The sequence below is a fragment of the Azospirillum sp. ST 5-10 genome, from assembly GCF_051225715.1.
Classification (GTDB): Bacteria; Pseudomonadota; Alphaproteobacteria; order Azospirillales; family Azospirillaceae; genus Azospirillum.
The window spans coordinates 343,919-360,242 of record NZ_JBPJSP010000002.1 but is presented as its reverse complement, the minus strand read 5'-3'; the positions used below and the strand labels follow the sequence as shown (position 1 = coordinate 360,242).

Sequence of the window (16,324 nt, the reverse complement as noted above, 5' to 3'; positions counted from 1 at the left end):
CGCTCAGATGTCCCGGCAGAGGCGCGCGGCGTCGTAGATCGCCGCATGGATGTTGCGGCCCGACACCGCGTCGCCGATGCGGTAGAGGGCGTAGCCGCCGTGCCCGTTGGCCTGCACCGGCTGCGGCCGGCCGGCGATCAGGCAGTCGAGGTCGATCTCGCCGCGGTTGAGGCTGTGCTCCTTCACGTCGAAGTACAGCGCGTCGTTGGGCAGGGTGCCGAGCTCGACGACGATCTGGTCGACCAGCCGCTCCTCCTCCTCGTGGGTGTACTCGTTGCGCAGCACGGCGACGCGGCGGTTGCCCTCGGGGTAGATCTCGATCAGCCGCTGGTTGGTCGTCATGATGACGCCGAGCCGGTAGAGCTCGCGCAGGTGGATCGGCTGGTTGGTGGTGCCGACCTCCTCGGCGACCATGCGGTCGGGGGTGGCGATCTCGACCAGGGCGCCGCGCCTGGCCATGAACTCGGCGCACGACGCGGCGTGGTGCAGGCCGGTGCCGTCGTACATCAGCACCGTCCCCGTCGGCTCGACCGTTCCGGTCAGGACCTCCCAGGTGGTGGCGGCGAGATCGGCGCCCGGGAAGGCGCCGCGGTCGGGGCGGCCGCCGGTGGCCAGGATCACCACGTCGGGCGCCTGCGCCTCGATGAGCTCGCGCGTCGCCTCGACGCCGAGGCGCAGGTCGACGCCCAGCGCCGTGACCCGCTGGACCAGCCAGCGGGTGATGCCGGTCAGCGCCTCCCGCCAGGTCGCCTTGGCGGCGATGGCGATCTGGCCGCCCGCCGCCGCCGCCTTCTCGAACAGCACCACCTCGTGGCCGCGCTCGGCGCACACCCGCGCCGCCTCCAGCCCGCCGGGCCCGCCGCCGACCACCACCACCCGGCGCCGCCGCGGCGCCTTGGGGTGGACGTGCGGCATCGTCGCCTCGCGGCCGGTCGCCGCGTTCTGGATGCACAGCGCGTCGCCGCCGGTGTAGATGCGGTCGATGCAGTAGCCGGCGCCGACGCACTGGCGCACCTCGTCGAGCCGCCCCTCCATCATCTTGCGCACGAGATGGGGATCGGCGATGTGGGCGCGCGTCATCGCCACCATGTCGACGTGCCCCTCCTCGACCGCGCGCGCCGCGGTGGCCAGGTCGGTCACCCGCTGGGCGTGGAACACGGGGATGCCGACCTCCCGCTTGATGCCGCTCGCCAGCGCCAGGAAGGGGGCGACGGGGAACGCCATGTTGGGCAGCGAGACGGCGTGGGCCATGTGGTCGCGCGCCTGGCCGCCGAGGATGTTGACGAAGTCGATCAGGCCGCGCTCGGCGTAGGTGCGGGCGATGGCGACGCAGTCCTCGTGGGTCAGCCCGCCCTCCAGCAGCTCGTCGCCGGACATGCGCAGGCCGACGACGTAGTCGTCCCCCACCTCGGCCCGCACCGCCTCGAACACCTCGATGCCGAAGCGCATGCGGTTCTCCAGGCTGCCGCCGTACTTGTCCGTGCGCGTGTTGACGGACGGGCTCCAGAACTGGTCGAGCAGGTGGCCGTGCGCGGCCGACAGCTCGCAGCCGTCGAGCCCGCCCAGCTTGCACCGCCGCGCCGCCGCGGCGAAGGCGGCGATGACGCGGCGGACGTCGAAGTCCTCCATCTCCTTGGGCGTGTTGCGGTGCGCCGGCTCGCGCGCCGGCGAGGCGGAAAGGGTGGGCAGCCAGTTCTCGGTGTCCCAGCGGGTGCGGCGCCCCATGTGGGTGAGCTGGATCATCAGCGCCGCGCCGTGGCGGTGGACGCGCTCGGCAAACTCCCGGAAGAAGGGGATCACGCTGTCGTCGGCCACCGAGATCTGGTTCCAGGGGGCGGCCGGGCTGTCCACGGCGACCGAGGAGGACCCGCCGAACATGGTCAGGCCGATGCCCCCGCGTGCCTTCTCCTCGTGATAGAGCTGGTAGCGCTCCTTGGGCTTGCCGTCGGACCCGTAGCCGGGGGCGTGGCTCGTGCTCATCACCCGGTTGCGGATGGTCAAACGCTTGATCTGGAGGGGCCGGAGCAAGGTTTCGGCGGGCGAGGGCATGAGCGGGCGCATCCGTGAACAGCACTGTCCCGATGATCGCCCGCTCCGCCCAGCGTCACCTGTGCGCCCGCGACGAAGAAGTGCGCTTTTGCGACCGCCCGTACGACGCCCGCACCGGCGTGCCGCGGACACGGGAACGCCGGCCGCGCGATGCGCGGTCGGCGTTCAGGAGGCGGCCGGACCGGTCACGCGAGACCGGTCACTCGAACAGGCGGCGGTCGGGCAGGTCCATGGACAGGCCGACGCCGGAGCGGAACACCGCCGGGGGTGGCGGCGTGGCGGACTCCGGCGCGCCCTCCCCCGCCGTCCCGGCGGCCCCGCGCACGGCGGACGGGCTGACGTGGAACTCCTCGCGGAACTGGCGGGAGAAGTGGGCGCAGTCGGCGAAGCCGGCCTCCATGGCGATCGCCGTCACCGAGCGGCGCGTGTTGCGCAGCATCCAGTAGCCGTAGCGCAGCCGCAGCAGGCGGTAGAAGGCGACCGGGCTCCTCCCCGTGGACACGCGGAACAGCCGCTCGAACTGGCGCGTGCTGACGTGGAGGCGCCGGGCGATCTCCTCGACGCTGAGCGGATCGGTCAGGTTCTGCTCCATGAGGAGGATGGCGCGGCGCACCCGCTCGTTGGCGATTTCCGTCTCGGTCGGCGGCTGCGGCTGCGACTGGTTGGCCGGCCGCGCCTTGTCGATCAGCATGATGTGCATGGTCTTCTGGGCCGCCGCCCGGCCGAGATGCCGCTCGATCAGGTGGGCGGCGAGATCGGCCACGCCGGCGCCGCCCGAACAGGTGATGCGGTCGCGGTCGACGACGAAGAGCTGGTCGGCCACCGGCACCAGATCGGGAAACTCCTCGATGAAGTCGCGGTGATGGTACCAGCTGACGCAGCAGCGGCGGTTCGTCATCAGCCCGATGCGGCTCAGGATGAAGCCGCCGGTGCACACGCCGACGAGGGTGACGCCCTGGGCGGCGGCGCCGCGCAGATAGGCCACGGTCTCGTCGTCCAGCGCCGGCCCCTGGTGCAGCAGCCCGCCGACCACCACGATGTAGTCGAAGTCGCGCGGCGCCCGCAGCGGCTCCCAGCGCGCCACGCAGGCGCCGCAGCTCGAGCGCACCGGATCGGGGCGCGTTCCCATGATCGTCCAGTGGCAGCGGATCTGGCGGGAGCCGTCGCCGTCGTCGGCCGCCAGGCGCAGCGCGTCGAGGAAGGTGGCCAGCGCCGTCAACGTGAAGTTGTTGGCGAGCACGAAGCCCACCGACAAGGACGGCTGCGGCGGGGCGGCGGACGTGCCGGTGCCCGTGGAGCGGCGGGCGAGCGTGGTCGTCTGTGCCATGTGTACCCTCCTGACGATCGGTCTACATTATAGTTGTTCAACCGATCAATAAAGGCCCATCGGCCGGTCCTCTAACAATTCCCGTGCCACACGGTCGGCCGGCTCGGCGGGGGCGGCCGGACGGGGCCGGCCGGGACGCCGGCTCCGCGTCCTTTCGCCGCGCGGTGCGATGTCGCATCGGTTCAAGAACGTGGGCGACGGCGTTCAATCTGGTCCCCCGCGTTCGCGCGTTATAGTCTAAGGATCGAGAAGGCCGGAAGGAAACGAAAGCGGTGCCACAATCGTTCTGATAGCACCATCGCCTCAGGAAAGATCATGCACTGCTTAAATGTCATGCACGTTCTGCTTAGGGAATGGCCGCTATGGTCAGGGCGGGGAACGATGGCGGCTCAACACTTCGCCCCTCCTCACGCGCCGCTCGAACATTGCCCTGACGAAAATGAAGGATACCGTCCATGGCGAACGCCGGCGCGCAGGGGTTGGAGGGGTGCGAGACGGTCGGATTCCTGCTGGTGCCCGACTTCTCGATGATCGCGTTCGCCGCGGCCGTCGAGCCGCTGCGGCTGGCCAACCACGTCAGCGGCCGCACGCTCTACCGCTGGGTGCTGCTGTCCCGCGACGGCGGCAGCGAGCGGGCGAGCAACGGCATCCCCGTCGCCGTCGACCACAGCCTCGCCGAGGCGCCGCCGCTGCCCACGGTGGTGGTGTGCAGCGGCATCGACGGCCACTGGTACGACGACCGCGCGGTGCTGTCGTGGATGCGGCGCACCGCCGCCCAGGGCACCGCCTTCGGCGCCATGTGCACCGGCGGGCACATCCTCGCCCGGGCCGGGCTGCTGAACGGCTACCGCTGCACGGTGCATTGGGACAGCATGGCGAGCTTCTGCGAGACCTTCCCCGACATCGAGGCGACCGGCGAGCTGTTCACGGTGGACCGCAACCGCTTCACCTGCGCCGGCGGGACGGCGGCGGCCGACATGATGCTGCACCGCATCGCCCAGGCGCACGGCGAGGCCCTCGCGGTGGAGGTGGCCGAGCAGCTCCTCCACGTCAACATCCGCTCCGGCGAGACCCGGCAGCAGACCCTGCAGGGCAATCCCGCCATGGACCACGAGGAGCTGACCGCCGCTGTCGCCATGATGCAGAAGAACATCGAGGAACCGCTCGACCTCCTCACCCTCTCCAACGCCCTGGGACAGTCGCGGCGCAACGTCGAGCGGCTGTTCCGCAAATACATGAACTGCAGCCCCGCCAAGTACTACCTGCATCTGCGGCTGAAGCGGGCGCGGCAGCTGCTGTGCCAGACCCGCATGTCGGTGATGGAGGTCTCCGTCAGCTGCGGCTTCGTCTCGGCGACCCACTTCAGCAAGTGCTACCGCGACCATTTCGGCGTGCCGCCGCGCGACGACCAGCAGAGCCACCGTCCGACGGCGGCCCATCCCACGCTGTTCCGCCGCGGCTGGACCGGCGGCGCCGGGCTGCCGCCGCTCGCCCGGCCGCACGCTCCGGCCGCCATGGTCCATGCCCCGTGCGCGGAACCGCCGGACGGCGCCCTGGCGGCGCTGTGACCGGACGTCAGGCCGCGGACGCCGCCTCGGCCCGGATCCACGTGCGGAAGACCTCCAGATTGCCCCGGCCGCCGCTGCCGCCGCCGCTGTCGGCCTCGACCAGGAAGTAGCCGTAGGCCGACCGCACGATGCGGTCGGCCAGGGTCACGAGCTGCCCGCCCTCCAGCAGGGTGTCGATCAGCGGCACCCAGCCCAGCGCCACCCCCTGTCCCATCATCGCCGCCTGCAGCACGAGGGGATAGTTGTTGAAGCTGAGATCGAGGCCGCCGGCACGGCGGCGGCCGATGCCGTGCAGGTCGAACCAGTCGGCCCAGGACAGCCACACCGCGGTGCCGGGACTGTCCACATGCAGCAGCGGCAGCGCCGCGAGTTCCGCCACCCCCGGCCGGGCGGCCAGGCGGTCGCGGAAGCCGGGGCTGCAGATCGGCACGACGATCTCCGGGAACAGCGGCCAGGCCCGGCACCCCGGCCAGGCGCCAGCCCCGAAGCCGATGGCCACGTCGATCGGCTCGCGCCGGACGTCCACCATCTCCTGGGTGGTGAGGATGCGCACGTCGAGGTCCGGCATGCGCTCGCGCAGGCGCGGCAGGCGCGGCACCAGCCACCAGGCGGCGAAGCCGAAATCGGTGGCCACCGTCATCACCCGCTTGTTGCGGCCGACCCGCAGCTCGCTCATCACCCGGTCGATGTCGTCCAGCCCCCGCCGCACCACGTCGAACAGGCGCGCCCCCTCGACCGTCAGGGCGACGCCGCGGTGCAGCCGGCGGAACAGCGCCACGCCCAGATCGGCCTCCAGCCATCCCACCTGATGGCTGACGGCGGACTGGGTGACGCCGAGCTCCCGCGCCGCCGCGCTGAAGTTGAGGTGCCGTCCCGCGGCCTCGAAAAAGGCCAGCGGCTGCAGCCACGCGCGCCTGTTAACCATGAACTGTCCTCATACCTTCATGAGCAAACCCGGGGTTCACAGGCCCGCGATTCCAGCGGATTCTATCCCCACGCCGGGGCACATCGGTATGTTTATGCGTCAGAGCGCAAGCGCCGCCGGCCTTTTTCCACGCAATCGAGCAAGAGGGCAGACCTGATGGTGCGCCGGCCGAATCTCTTGATACTCATGGCCGATCAGATGACGCCCGGGGTGCTGGGCGCCTATGGCGGGACGGCGAAGACGCCGGCGATCGACCGCCTCGCGGCCGACGGCGTGGTCTTCGAGCGGGGGTACTGCAACAGCCCGCTGTGCGCCCCGTCGCGCTACGTCTTCATGACCGGACGGCTGCCCTCGGCCATCGGCGCGTACGACAACGCCGCCGACCTGCCGGCCGACGTGCCGACCTTCGCCCATTACCTCAGGGCCGCCGGCTACCGCACGATCCTGTCGGGCAAGATGCATTTCTGCGGGCCCGACCAGCTCCACGGCTTCGAGGAGCGGCTGACCACCGACATCTACCCCGCCGATTTCGGCTGGACCCCGGACTGGGAGGACTTCGAGCGGCGTCCCACCTGGTACCACAACATGGGCTCGGTCATCGACGCCGGGGTGTGCGTGCGCACCAACCAGCTCGATTTCGACGAGGAGGTGTCTTTCGCCGCCCGGCAGAAGCTGTTCGACCTCGCCCGCGGCCGCGACGAGCGGCCGTTCTGCATGGTGGTGTCCCTGACCCACCCGCACGACCCGTACGCCATCACCGCGGAGTACTGGAACCGCTACCGGCACGAGGACATCCCGCTGCCGCGGGTCGCCGTCCCGCCGGAGGCTCTGGACCCCCACTCCCGCCGCCTGCGCCACGTCTCGGACATGGACCGCACCCCGGTCACCGAGGAGCAGATCCGCAACGCCCGCCATGCCTATTTCGGTGCCGTCTCCTTCGTCGATGACCAGATCGCCCGCATCCTGCAGGCGCTGGAGGACACCGGCCAGGCCGGCGACACCATCATCGTGCTGGTGGGCGATCACGGCGACATGCTGGGGGAGAAGGGGCTGTGGTACAAGATGAGCTTCTTCGAGCCGTCGACCCGCATCCCGCTGATCGTCCACGCCCCCGGCCGCTTGCGCGCCGGCCGGGTGGCGGCGTCGGTGTCCTCCATGGACCTGCTGCCGACCCTCGTCGAGCTGGCCGGCGACGGCGCGCCGGCCGTGCCCTACGCCACCCCCGTTGAGGGCCGCAGCCTGCTGCCCCATCTCAACGGCACGGGCGGGCACGACGAGGTGATCGGCGAGTACCTCGGCGAAGGCGCCATCGCGCCCGTCGTCATGATCCGGCGGGGCACGGAGAAGTTCATCCACTCCCCCGCCGATCCCGACCAGCTCTACGACCTCGCCGACGACCCGGACGAGCTGGAGAACCTGGCGGCGGCGCCGGCCTGCGCGCCGGCCGTCGCCGCCTACCGCGCGGAGGTCGCGCAGCGCTGGGATCTCGCCGCCCTGCACCAACAGGTGCTGGCCAGTCAGCGGCGGCGGCGCCTGGTGTACGACTCGCTGTGCCGGGGTGCACGCCGGTCCTGGGACCACCAGCCGGTCCGCGACGCCAGCGAGGCGTACATGCGCAACCACATCGACCTTGACGATCTGGAGGCGCTGGCGCGCTTCCCCCGTCCCACGCCGACGAGGTGACCCGCCCGCCGGCCGATGGCTCGACAACCAAGAAGGGAATCGAACGATGACAGGGAAGAGCTTTGTCGGGAGTGTGGCGGTGGGGGCCCTGGTGGCCTCCGTCGCGTTCGGTTCGGCGCAGGCGGCGGACCCCGCCTCCTGCGAAACGGTCCGCATGTCGGATCCCGGCTGGACCGACATCACCGCCACCAACGCCATCGCCGGCATTCTCCTGGAGGCGCTGGGCTACACGCAGAAGGTCGAGACCGTCGGCGTGCCGATCACCTTCCAGGGGCTGAAGACCAATCAGATCGACGTCTTCCTCGGCAACTGGATGCCGGCCCAGAAGCATCTGGCCGAGCCGCTGCTGGCCAACAACGAGGCGGACCTGATCCACGCCAACCTGGAGAACGCCAAGTTCACGCTGGCCGTCCCCGCCTACGTCGCCGACGCCGGCGTCAAGGACTTCGCCGACCTGCAGAAGTTCCCGGACAAGTTTGAGAAGAAGATCTACGGCATCGATCCCGGCGCCCCGGCCAACCAGAACATCAACCGCATGATCTCGGAAGGCGCCTTCGGCCTGAAGAGCTGGGAACTCGTGCCGTCGAGCGAGCAGGGCATGCTGAGTCAGGCCATCCGCAAGAACCGCCGCAAGGAATGGATCGTCTTCCTGGCCTGGCAGCCGCACCCCATGAACACCAAGCTCGACCTCGTCTACCTCTCCGGCGGCGACGCGTATTTCGGCGCCAACTACGGCGGCACCACCATCAACACCCTGTCGCGGCACGGCTACGCCAAGGACTGCCCCAACGCCACCAAGCTGTTCGAGCAGCTCAGCTTCACGGTGGCGATGGAAAGCACGATCATGGACGCCATCGACGAGGGCAAGAGTGCCCGCGAGGCGGCCACCACCTACCTCAAGGCCCATCCCGAGCCCATCGCCGGCTGGGTCGAGGGCGTGACCACCCTGGACGGCAAGCCGGGCCTGCCGGCGGTCAAGACGGCGCTGGGCCTGAAGTAGGCGCACGCGACGGCGGGCACGGGTCGCCGCCAACGAAACCGTGGTGGCGTTGGCCCCCTCCCGACCTCCCCCCATCGTCGACGGGGGGAGGGTTGGGTGGGGGCCCGGGTCAACCGCTTTCCGTGACCGGCTTCGAGGCAGGACCTCTTCTCATCCCGCCGGCCCCTCACCCCGCTGCGGCAGCCGCCGCCGGACGGCGCGCCGGCGCATCGCCGGCGACGAAATAGGCGACGGCGGCGCGCGGCAGGGCCGGACGGCCGCGGATCGCGTCGGCGATCTTCTCCGCCATCATGATGGTCGGCGCGTTCAGGTTGCCGGTGGTGATCAGCGGCATGATCGAGGCGTCGATCACCCGCAGCCCCTCCACCCCGTGCACCCGCCCCTGGCCGTCCACCACCGCCATGTCGTCCGTCCCCATGCGGCAGGAGCAGGAGGGGTGGTACGCCGTCTCGCCGTGGGCGCGCACGAAGGCGTCCAGCTCGGCGTCCGTGGTCAGGTGCGCGCCGGGGCTGATCTCCCGCCCGCGGAAGGGGGCGAGTGCGGGCTGCGCCATGATCTCGCGGGTGATGCGGATGCCGGCGCGGAACTCCCGCCAGTCCTGCGGGTCGGCCATGTAGTTGAAGAGGATGGAGGGATGCTGGCGGGGGTCGCGGGAGCGGGCGCGCACCCGGCCGCGGCTGGGCGACCGCATGGAGCCCATGTGCGCCTGGAAGCCGTGCTCCTTCACCGGGTCGGTGCCGTTGTAGTTGATCGCCACCGGCAGGAAGTGGAACTGGATGTTCGGCCAGGCGAAATCGTCGTGACTGCGGATGAAGCCGCCGGCCTCGAACTGGTTGCTGGCGCCGATGCCGGTGCCGAGGAACAGCCACTGCGCGCCGATCGCCGGCTGGTTCCACGGCTGCAGCGCCGGGTAGAGGGACACCGGCTTGGTGCAGGCGTACTGGATGTAGACCTCCAGGTGGTCCTGGAGGTTCTCGCCGACCCCCGGCACCTCGGCCACCGCCGCGACGTCGAGCTCGCGCAGCACGTCCGCCGGCCCGACGCCGGAACGCTGCAGGATCTGCGGCGAGGCGATGGCGCCGGCACACAGCAGCACCTCCCGCGCGGCGTGGGCGGTGGCCGTCTCCCCCCGGTGGCGGTAGGCGACGCCGACGGCGCGCCGGCCGGCGAACAGGACACGGTCGGTCAGGGCGTGGGTGACGATGGTCAGGCCCGGCCGGCCGCGCGCCATGTCCAGATAGCCCCGCGCGGTGCTGCTGCGCCGGCCCCGGGGCGTCACCGTGCGGTCCATCGGGCCGAAGCCCTCCTGGCGGTAGCCGTTGAGGTCGTCGGTGCGCGGGTAGCCGGCCTGCACCCCCGCCTCGACCATCGCGTCGAACAGCGGGCTGCCTTTGACGCCGGTGCGCGCCACGTGCACCGGCCCGTCGCCGCCGTGGTAGTCGTCGGCGCCGAGGCAGTGGGTCTCGGCCTTCCTGAAGTACGGCAGGCAGTCGAGATAGGACCAGTCCTCCAGCCCCGGCCGCCCGGCCCAGCCGTCGTAGTCCAGCGCGTTGCCGCGGACGTAGCACATGCCGTTGATCAGCGACGAGCCGCCCAGCCCCTTGCCGCGGCCGCACTCCATGCGGCGGTTGTTCATGTGCGGCTCGGGCTCGGTCTCGTAGGCCCAGTTGTAGCGCCGGCCCTGCAGGGGAAAGGCGAGCGCCGCCGGCATCTGCGTGCGGAAGTCCAGCCGGTAATCGGGCCCGCCCGCCTCCAGCAGCAGGACGCGCACGTCCGCGTCCTCGGTGAGGCGCGCCGCCAGCACGTTGCCGGCCGAACCGGCGCCGATGACGATGTAGTCGAACTCGGTGGCCTGGGCCATGGGGTCACCTCCGTGGCGAAAGGGGGGCCTGCGGGGCTCAGAAGACGGACGCGAAGTCGCCGAGCTCCACCTGCACGGATTTCAGCCGCGTGTAGTGGTGCAGGGTGGCGGCGCCGTTCTCGCGGCCGATGCCCGACTGCTTGTAGCCGCCGACCGGCATCTCGGCCGGCGATTCGCCCCAGGTGTTGATCCAGCAGATTCCGGCCTCCAGCCGGTGGATGACGCGGTGGGCGCGGGCGAGGTCGCGGGTCACCAGCCCGGCGGCCAGCCCGTAGGATGTGGCGTTGGCGCGACGGACCACCTCCGCCTCGTCCTCGAAGGTGAGCAGGCACATGACCGGCCCGAAGATCTCGTCGCGCACGATGGCCATGGCGTCGGTGCAGCCGGCGAACACCGTCGGCCGCACGAAGGCGCCGCGCGCCAGCGCGCCTTCGGTCGCCCGCCCGCCGCCGGCCAGCAGGCGCGCCCCCTCGGCCTTGCCGCGCTCGATGTAGCCCAGCACCTTCTCCATGTGCGCCAGGCTGACCAGCGGGCCGAAGTTGGTGTCCGGGTCCAGCGGGTCGCCCATGCGGATGCGCGCCACCCGCTCCAGGATGCGCGCTTCCACGTCGGCGCGGATGTCGGCGTGCAGGAACACCCGGGTGCCGTTGGTGCAGACCTGGCCGGAGCTGAAGAAGTTCGCCATGACGGCGATGTCGGCGGCGCGGTCGGGGTCGGCGTCGGCGAAGACGATGAGCGGCGACTTGCCGCCGAGCTCCATGGTCACGTCCTTGAGCGTCGAACCGCCGGCCGACGCCATCACCCGCTTGCCCGTCTCCACGCCGCCGGTGAAGGAGATCTTCGCGATGCCGGGGTGCGCGCTCAGCAGCGCGCCGACGCGGCCGTCGCCCTGGATCACGTTGAACACACCGTCGGGCAGACCCGCCTCGCTGTAGATCGCCGCCAGCCGGCACGCGGTCAGCGGCGTCACCTCGCTGGGCTTGAAGATCATCGCGTTGCCGGCCGCCAGCGCCGGCGCCGATTTCCACAGGGCGATCTGGACCGGGTAGTTCCAGGCGCCGATGCCGGCGACCACCCCCAGCGGCTCGCGCCGGGTGTAGACGAAGGAGGAGGCGCGCAGCGGGATCTGCTGGCCCTCCAGGGTGGTGGTCAGGCCGGCGTAGTACTCCAGCACGTCCGCGCCGGTGACGATGTCCACCGCGCGGGTCTCGGCGATCGGCTTGCCGGTATCCAGGGTCTCCAGCTCGGCCAGCTCGTCGTTGCGGGCGCGCAGCAGGTCGACGGCGCGCCGCAGCACGCGCGCGCGCTCCATGGCCGTCATGGCGGCCCACACCGCCTGCCCCTCGGCGGCGCTGGCGACGGCGCGGTCGACGTCGGCGGCGGTCGCCTGGGGGACCTCGGCCAGCGCCTCGCCGGTCGCCGGGTTCGTGGTGACGAAGGCCTCCGCGCCCTCGCCGGCGTCGGGGCGGCCGTGGATGTAATGGGTCTGCCGTTCGAACCGGGCCATCGGTGCACTCGTCGCAAGCGGTGGGAAACCTGGGCGGCTGGCGGACGCCGCCCCTCCGGGGAGGGGCGGCGGCGGTGTCACTTCACGCCGAGCTTGGCCTTCGCCGCGGCGAGGCCGTCCTTGCCGTCGAAGGTGGTGACGCCGTCGAGCCAGGCGCCGAGGACCGCCGGGTTGGCCTTGAGGTAGGCGGCGGCGGCATCGTTGGCGCGCAGGTCGTTGTTGAGGATGTCGTCCATGACGGCGTTCTCCATCTCCAGGGTGAAGGAGAGATTCTTGAAGAAGCGGCCGACGTTGGGGCACTCCTCGACATAGCCCTTGCGCACGTTGGTGTTGACGACGGCGCCGCCGAAGTCAGGCCCGAACCAGTCGTCGCCGCCGGCGAGATAGGTCAGCTCGAAGTGCTTGTTCATGGGATGGGGCGCCCAGCCGAGGAAGACGATCCACTTCTTGGAGCGCGTCGCCCGCTTCACCTCGGCCAGCATGCCGGCCTCGCTGGATTCCACCAGCTTGAAGTCCTTGAGGCCGAAGGCGTCCTTCTTGATCATGTTGTCGATGATCAGGTTGCCGTCGTTGCCCGCCTCGATCCCGTGGATCTTGCCGTCCAGCTTGCCCTTGAACTTGGCGATGTCGGCGAAGGAGGCCAGCCCCTCGGCGGCGGCGTAGCTGGGCACGGCCAGGGTGTACTTCGCCCCCTCGAGGTTGGCGCGCAGCACCTCCACCGAGCCGTCCTCGAGAACCGGCTTCAGGAAGCTCTCCATCGTCGGCATCCAGTTGCCGAGGAAGACGTCGAGCGACTTCGTCTTCAGGCCGAGATAGACCACGGGAACCGAGGAGATGTTGGACGAGGGCTCGTAGCCCAGCGCGTCCAGGGTGACCGTGGCGAGCGCCGTGGTCGCGGCGATGTCGGTCCAGCCGACGTCGCCCATCTTCACGGCCCGGCACGACGCCGGATCGGCCGCCTGGGCCGCGGTCGCGCCCGCCAGGACGAGACCGGCCCCCACGGCCACGGTGCGGATAGCCTTCAGCATGATCTCACTCTCCCTGTTCGGAGGATTCGGAAAGCACGGCGGGTCCCGGCCCCGCCGCCCCGCGGGGCGGACCGGTCCGGGCATGGACCCCGCCGTTCGCGCGGCCGTTCGCCGACCGCCTTGATCCCGGCGCCGGAGCGCCGCGGAGCCGAACGTTGTCCGTTCGTTGATTCGCCGAGCAGATTAACGTATCTTTTTTGAACGATCAAATAAGAAAAACCCGGACACCGAACCGGGAGACCCCGGCCGGCCCGGTGTGCTAGGACTTCCCGACTTCCCGCCCGCCCGGAGGGAGACGGGCCGTCAGCGAGGACCACGATGCCGAAAGTCGGGATGCAGCCGATCCGCCGGCGCCAGCTCATCGAGGCCACCATCCGCTCCATGGGGGAGCGCGGCTTCGCCGACACGACCGTGCGCACCATCAGCGACGCCGCCGGCGTGTCGCCGGGCATCATCCAGCATTATTTCGGCGGCAAGGATCAGCTTCTCGCCGCCACCATGCGCTCCATGATGGAGGAGCTGCGGATGGACACGGTGCGCCGGCTGGCCGGCGCGCGCTCCCACCACGAGCGCCTGGCGGCGGTGATCGACAGCAACTTCGCCACGGAGCAGTTCGCGCCCGGGGTGGTGAACGCCTGGCTGGCGTTCTGGGCCCAGGTGCCCCACGTCCCGGCGCTCGCCCAGTTGCAGCGCATCAACGTGCGGCGGCTGCACTCCAACCTGCTCTACAGCCTGCGCGCCCTCTTGCCGGCCGAGCGGGCGGAGACCACCGCCCACGGTATGGGCGCGCTGATCGACGGCGTGTGGCTGCGCTCCGCCCTGACCGGCGAGGTCGACGCGCGGCGCGCCCGGGCGCTGCTGCACGACTACCTTGCCCTGCAGCTCGACACCGCCGCGCCGGCCGGCGCCCGCTGATCCCGGCCGGCGGCATGACCTCAGCGGTCGACCACCACGTCGCTGGTCGGCCGGCTGCAGCACAGCAGGACCAGGCCCTGGTCGACCTCCCGCTTGCGGATGCCGCCCTTGTGGGTCATCTCCACCGTGCCGGACAGCAGCTTCGTCTTGCAGGTCCCGCACAGCCCCTGCGAGCACGAGACCGGCAGCCGGATGCCGGCGGCCTCGGCCGCCGCGACGATGGTGGTGTCGGCCGGGCAGTGGACGGTGCGGCCGAGCCGGGCGAACTCCACGCGGTGGGTGGCCGCCGCGACCGGCGACTCCGCCGGCACGGCCGGGCGCGACGGGGCGCCGCCGCCCGCGGTCAGCTCCTCGAAGTTGAAGCTCTCCTGGTGGTGGCGCTCCATGGGAAAGCCGGCGTCGAGCAGGCAGCCGCGGACCGCCGCCATGAACGGCGACGGGCCGCAGACGTACACCTCGCGCTCCAGCAGGTCCGGTGCGATCAGCCGCAGCATGGGCAGGGACAGCCGGCCGGTGTGGCCGGCCCACTCCCGCTCCCCGTCCGTGGCTTCGCAGACGTGGGCGATGCGCAGGCCGGGATTGCGCGCCGCCATCGTGTCGAGCTCCTTGCGGAAGATGATGTCGGCCGGCGTGCGGGCGGCGTGGACGAAGACCACGTCGTGGTCCTCGCCCAGGTCGTCGAAGGTGCGCGCCATCGACATCAGCGGCGTGATGCCGCTGCCGCCGGACAGGAACAGGTACTTGCCCGCACCGGCCCGCTCTCCGGGCGTGAAGTCGCCGAGCGGACCGACCGCGCGGATGGTGTCCCCCGGCTTCACGGTGTCGTGCAGCCAGTTGGACACCGGCCCGCCGGGCACCCGCTTCACCGTGATGGCCAGGCGGAACGGCCGCGCCGCCGACGAGGCGATGGTGTAGCTGCGCTGGACGGTCCCGCCGCCGATGGGCAGCTCCAGCGTGAGGAACTGCCCCGGCCGGAAGCGGAACAGGCAGGGATGGCGCGGCGCGAAGACGAAGGTCTTCACGTCGCGGGTCTCCTGCCGGACGGCCCGGCACACCAGGGTATCATCGACGTCCGGGTTCCAGTCCGGCAGCGCCGGCGGGCCGCCCAGCGGCACCGCGTCCGTTCCGTCAGGCATGATGTCCGGGCTCCGCCTCACTCGGCCGCGATGGCGACCGTGCCCGGATCGCCGTGGTTCAGCAGGTGCTCGGACAGGCGCTCGACGTACCAGGCGGTGAACTTCTCCACCAGCGGCTCGGTGTAGGGGGAGTAGGGGCCGGGTTCGTAGGCCGGGCTGGCGATGCCGGCCTGCGAGATGCCGACGAGGTGGGAGTCCTGGTCGTTGGTCGCCTTCCACACGAAGGTCAGGTTCTCCGGATCGTAGTCCACGCCCTCGACCGCGTCCTTGTGGACCAGCCAGCGCGTCTTCAGCAGCGTGCGGTCGGGGCCCAGCGGCAGCACCGTGAAGATCACGGCGTGGTCGCCCATGAAGTGGTTCCAGGAGTTCGGCTGCATCCAGAAGGACAGCGCCCCGATGTCGCGTTCGGTGAGCGCGCCCATCGGCTTCCGGCAGGCGGCGCGGGTGTCGCGGGTGTGCGACTCCCCCGCCCCGTCGAGCGGCAGGCGCTGCACGCGGAACCCGGTCGGGGTGCCGGAGAGCACGTCGATCTCGCGCGACGGCAGGCCGTTGCCCTCCCAGCGGTCGTGGCAGGCCGCCACCAGGGCGTCGTACTTCGCGGCGTGCTCGCGCCGCCGCGGATCGGCGCCGTCGACGGCAAAGCCGAAGCCGTACTCGAACAGCGGCACCGTCAGTTCGGGGTGGTTGCTCATGCAGTGATAGCACTCCCGATTGTTCTCCATCGTGAGCTTCCAGTTGCCCTCCTCGACGATGTCGATCTCCTTCGCCACCTTGCAGTTGGCGATGTCGTGGGGGAGGAGGTACGGCTCGATCGCCGCCGCCATGTGGTCGATGTCGGCCGGCGGGTTCTCCGCCAGGCAGATGAACAGCAGCCCGCCGATCGAGCGCAGGTGGACGGGCTTCAGGTTGCGGCAGGAGCGATCGAAGCCGCCGCCCATCTGCTCGGCGGCGAGAAGCGCGCCGTCCAGGCCGTAGGTCCACTGGTGGTAGCTGCACACCAGATTGCCCACCGAGGCCCGCTCCTGGAGCACGAGCCGGGCGCCGCGGTGGCGGCACACGTTGTGGTAGGCGCGGATCTGCATGTCGTCGTCGCGCAGGATGAGGACGGACGTCTTGCCGACGTCGACCACCAGGACGTCGCCCGGCTCGGGCACGTCCGGCTCAACCCCCACCTGCAGCCAATGGCGACCGAAAATGACCTCCATGTCGAGTTTGAAGATGTCCTCGCTGGTGTAGAACGGGGCCTCGAGGCTGAAGCCGGGCGTGCGGCGCTGAAGCAAGGATTGCACAGCCATCGCCGTGGACATTCTGGGTGTCTCCCTGGG

Annotated in this window: 12 protein-coding genes; 4 read left to right on the top strand and 8 right to left on the bottom strand. The window is 70.9% G+C overall.

Annotation, left to right across the window (positions count from 1 at the left end; translation table 11 throughout):
- Positions 1-3: 3 nt before the first annotated feature.
- Together ACSBPG_RS03990 and ACSBPG_RS03985 are read right to left on the bottom strand one after the other, a co-directional pair.
- Positions 4-2,049, bottom strand: a complete 2,046-nt coding sequence (locus ACSBPG_RS03990) for an FAD-dependent oxidoreductase (RefSeq protein ID WP_435535813.1) — start codon at positions 2,047-2,049, stop codon at positions 4-6.
- Between the two features lie 199 nt (positions 2,050-2,248).
- Positions 2,249-3,376, bottom strand: a complete 1,128-nt coding sequence (locus tag ACSBPG_RS03985) for a GlxA family transcriptional regulator (RefSeq protein WP_435535812.1) — start codon at positions 3,374-3,376, stop codon at positions 2,249-2,251.
- Positions 3,377-3,831: 455 nt separating this feature from the next.
- Between ACSBPG_RS03985 and ACSBPG_RS03980 the strand changes: the two genes are divergently transcribed.
- The gene (locus ACSBPG_RS03980; RefSeq protein ID WP_435535811.1) at positions 3,832-4,944 is read left to right on the top strand and encodes a GlxA family transcriptional regulator; all 1,113 of its coding nucleotides are present in this window, start codon (positions 3,832-3,834) and stop codon (positions 4,942-4,944) included.
- Between the two features lie 7 nt (positions 4,945-4,951).
- Here ACSBPG_RS03980 and ACSBPG_RS03975 read toward each other — a convergent pair whose 3' ends face one another.
- On the bottom strand, positions 4,952-5,869 hold the full coding sequence (locus tag ACSBPG_RS03975) for a choline sulfate utilization transcriptional regulator (RefSeq protein ID WP_435535810.1): 918 nt from the start codon (positions 5,867-5,869) through the stop codon (positions 4,952-4,954).
- A 156-nt stretch (positions 5,870-6,025) separates the two neighbouring features.
- Here ACSBPG_RS03975 and betC point away from each other — a divergent pair, with 156 nt between their 5' ends.
- Both betC and choX (ACSBPG_RS03965) read left to right on the top strand, forming a co-directional pair.
- Positions 6,026-7,552 carry a choline-sulfatase gene (gene betC / locus ACSBPG_RS03970; protein WP_435535809.1) on the top strand — a complete coding sequence of 509 codons (1,527 nt, stop codon included), beginning with the start codon at positions 6,026-6,028 and terminating at the stop codon, positions 7,550-7,552.
- Between the two features lie 79 nt (positions 7,553-7,631).
- The gene (gene choX, locus ACSBPG_RS03965; RefSeq protein ID WP_435535808.1) at positions 7,632-8,552 is read left to right on the top strand and encodes a choline ABC transporter substrate-binding protein; all 921 of its coding nucleotides are present in this window, start codon (positions 7,632-7,634) and stop codon (positions 8,550-8,552) included.
- 166 nt (positions 8,553-8,718) lie between these two features.
- Here the strand turns inward: choX (ACSBPG_RS03965) and betA are convergent, their stop codons facing one another.
- The 3 genes from betA to choX (ACSBPG_RS03950) all read right to left on the bottom strand — a co-directional run bounded on the left by betA (position 8,719) and on the right by choX (ACSBPG_RS03950) (position 12,948).
- A complete protein-coding gene (gene betA, locus ACSBPG_RS03960) occupies positions 8,719-10,413 on the bottom strand; it encodes a choline dehydrogenase (protein ID WP_435535807.1) in 1,695 nt (564 codons plus the stop codon).
- 37 nt (positions 10,414-10,450) lie between these two features.
- Positions 10,451-11,920 carry a betaine-aldehyde dehydrogenase gene (gene betB, locus ACSBPG_RS03955; protein WP_435535806.1) on the bottom strand — a complete coding sequence of 490 codons (1,470 nt, stop codon included), beginning with the start codon at positions 11,918-11,920 and terminating at the stop codon, positions 10,451-10,453.
- A 77-nt stretch (positions 11,921-11,997) separates the two neighbouring features.
- Positions 11,998-12,948 carry a choline ABC transporter substrate-binding protein gene (gene choX / locus ACSBPG_RS03950; protein ID WP_435535805.1) on the bottom strand — a complete coding sequence of 317 codons (951 nt, stop codon included), beginning with the start codon at positions 12,946-12,948 and terminating at the stop codon, positions 11,998-12,000.
- Positions 12,949-13,266: 318 nt separating this feature from the next.
- Between choX (ACSBPG_RS03950) and betI the strand changes: the two genes are divergently transcribed.
- A complete protein-coding gene (gene betI / locus ACSBPG_RS03945) occupies positions 13,267-13,863 on the top strand; it encodes a transcriptional regulator BetI (RefSeq protein ID WP_435535804.1) in 597 nt (198 codons plus the stop codon).
- Positions 13,864-13,883: 20 nt separating this feature from the next.
- On the opposite strand, the gene ACSBPG_RS03940 is transcribed toward betI, so the two are convergent.
- Entirely contained in the window at positions 13,884-14,999 is a 1,116-nt protein-coding gene (locus tag ACSBPG_RS03940; protein ID WP_435535803.1) for a 2Fe-2S iron-sulfur cluster-binding protein, read from the bottom strand.
- Between the two features lie 17 nt (positions 15,000-15,016).
- Positions 15,017-16,294, bottom strand: a complete 1,278-nt coding sequence (locus tag ACSBPG_RS03935) for an aromatic ring-hydroxylating oxygenase subunit alpha (protein WP_435535802.1) — start codon at positions 16,292-16,294, stop codon at positions 15,017-15,019.
- Positions 16,295-16,324 lie beyond the last annotated feature (30 nt).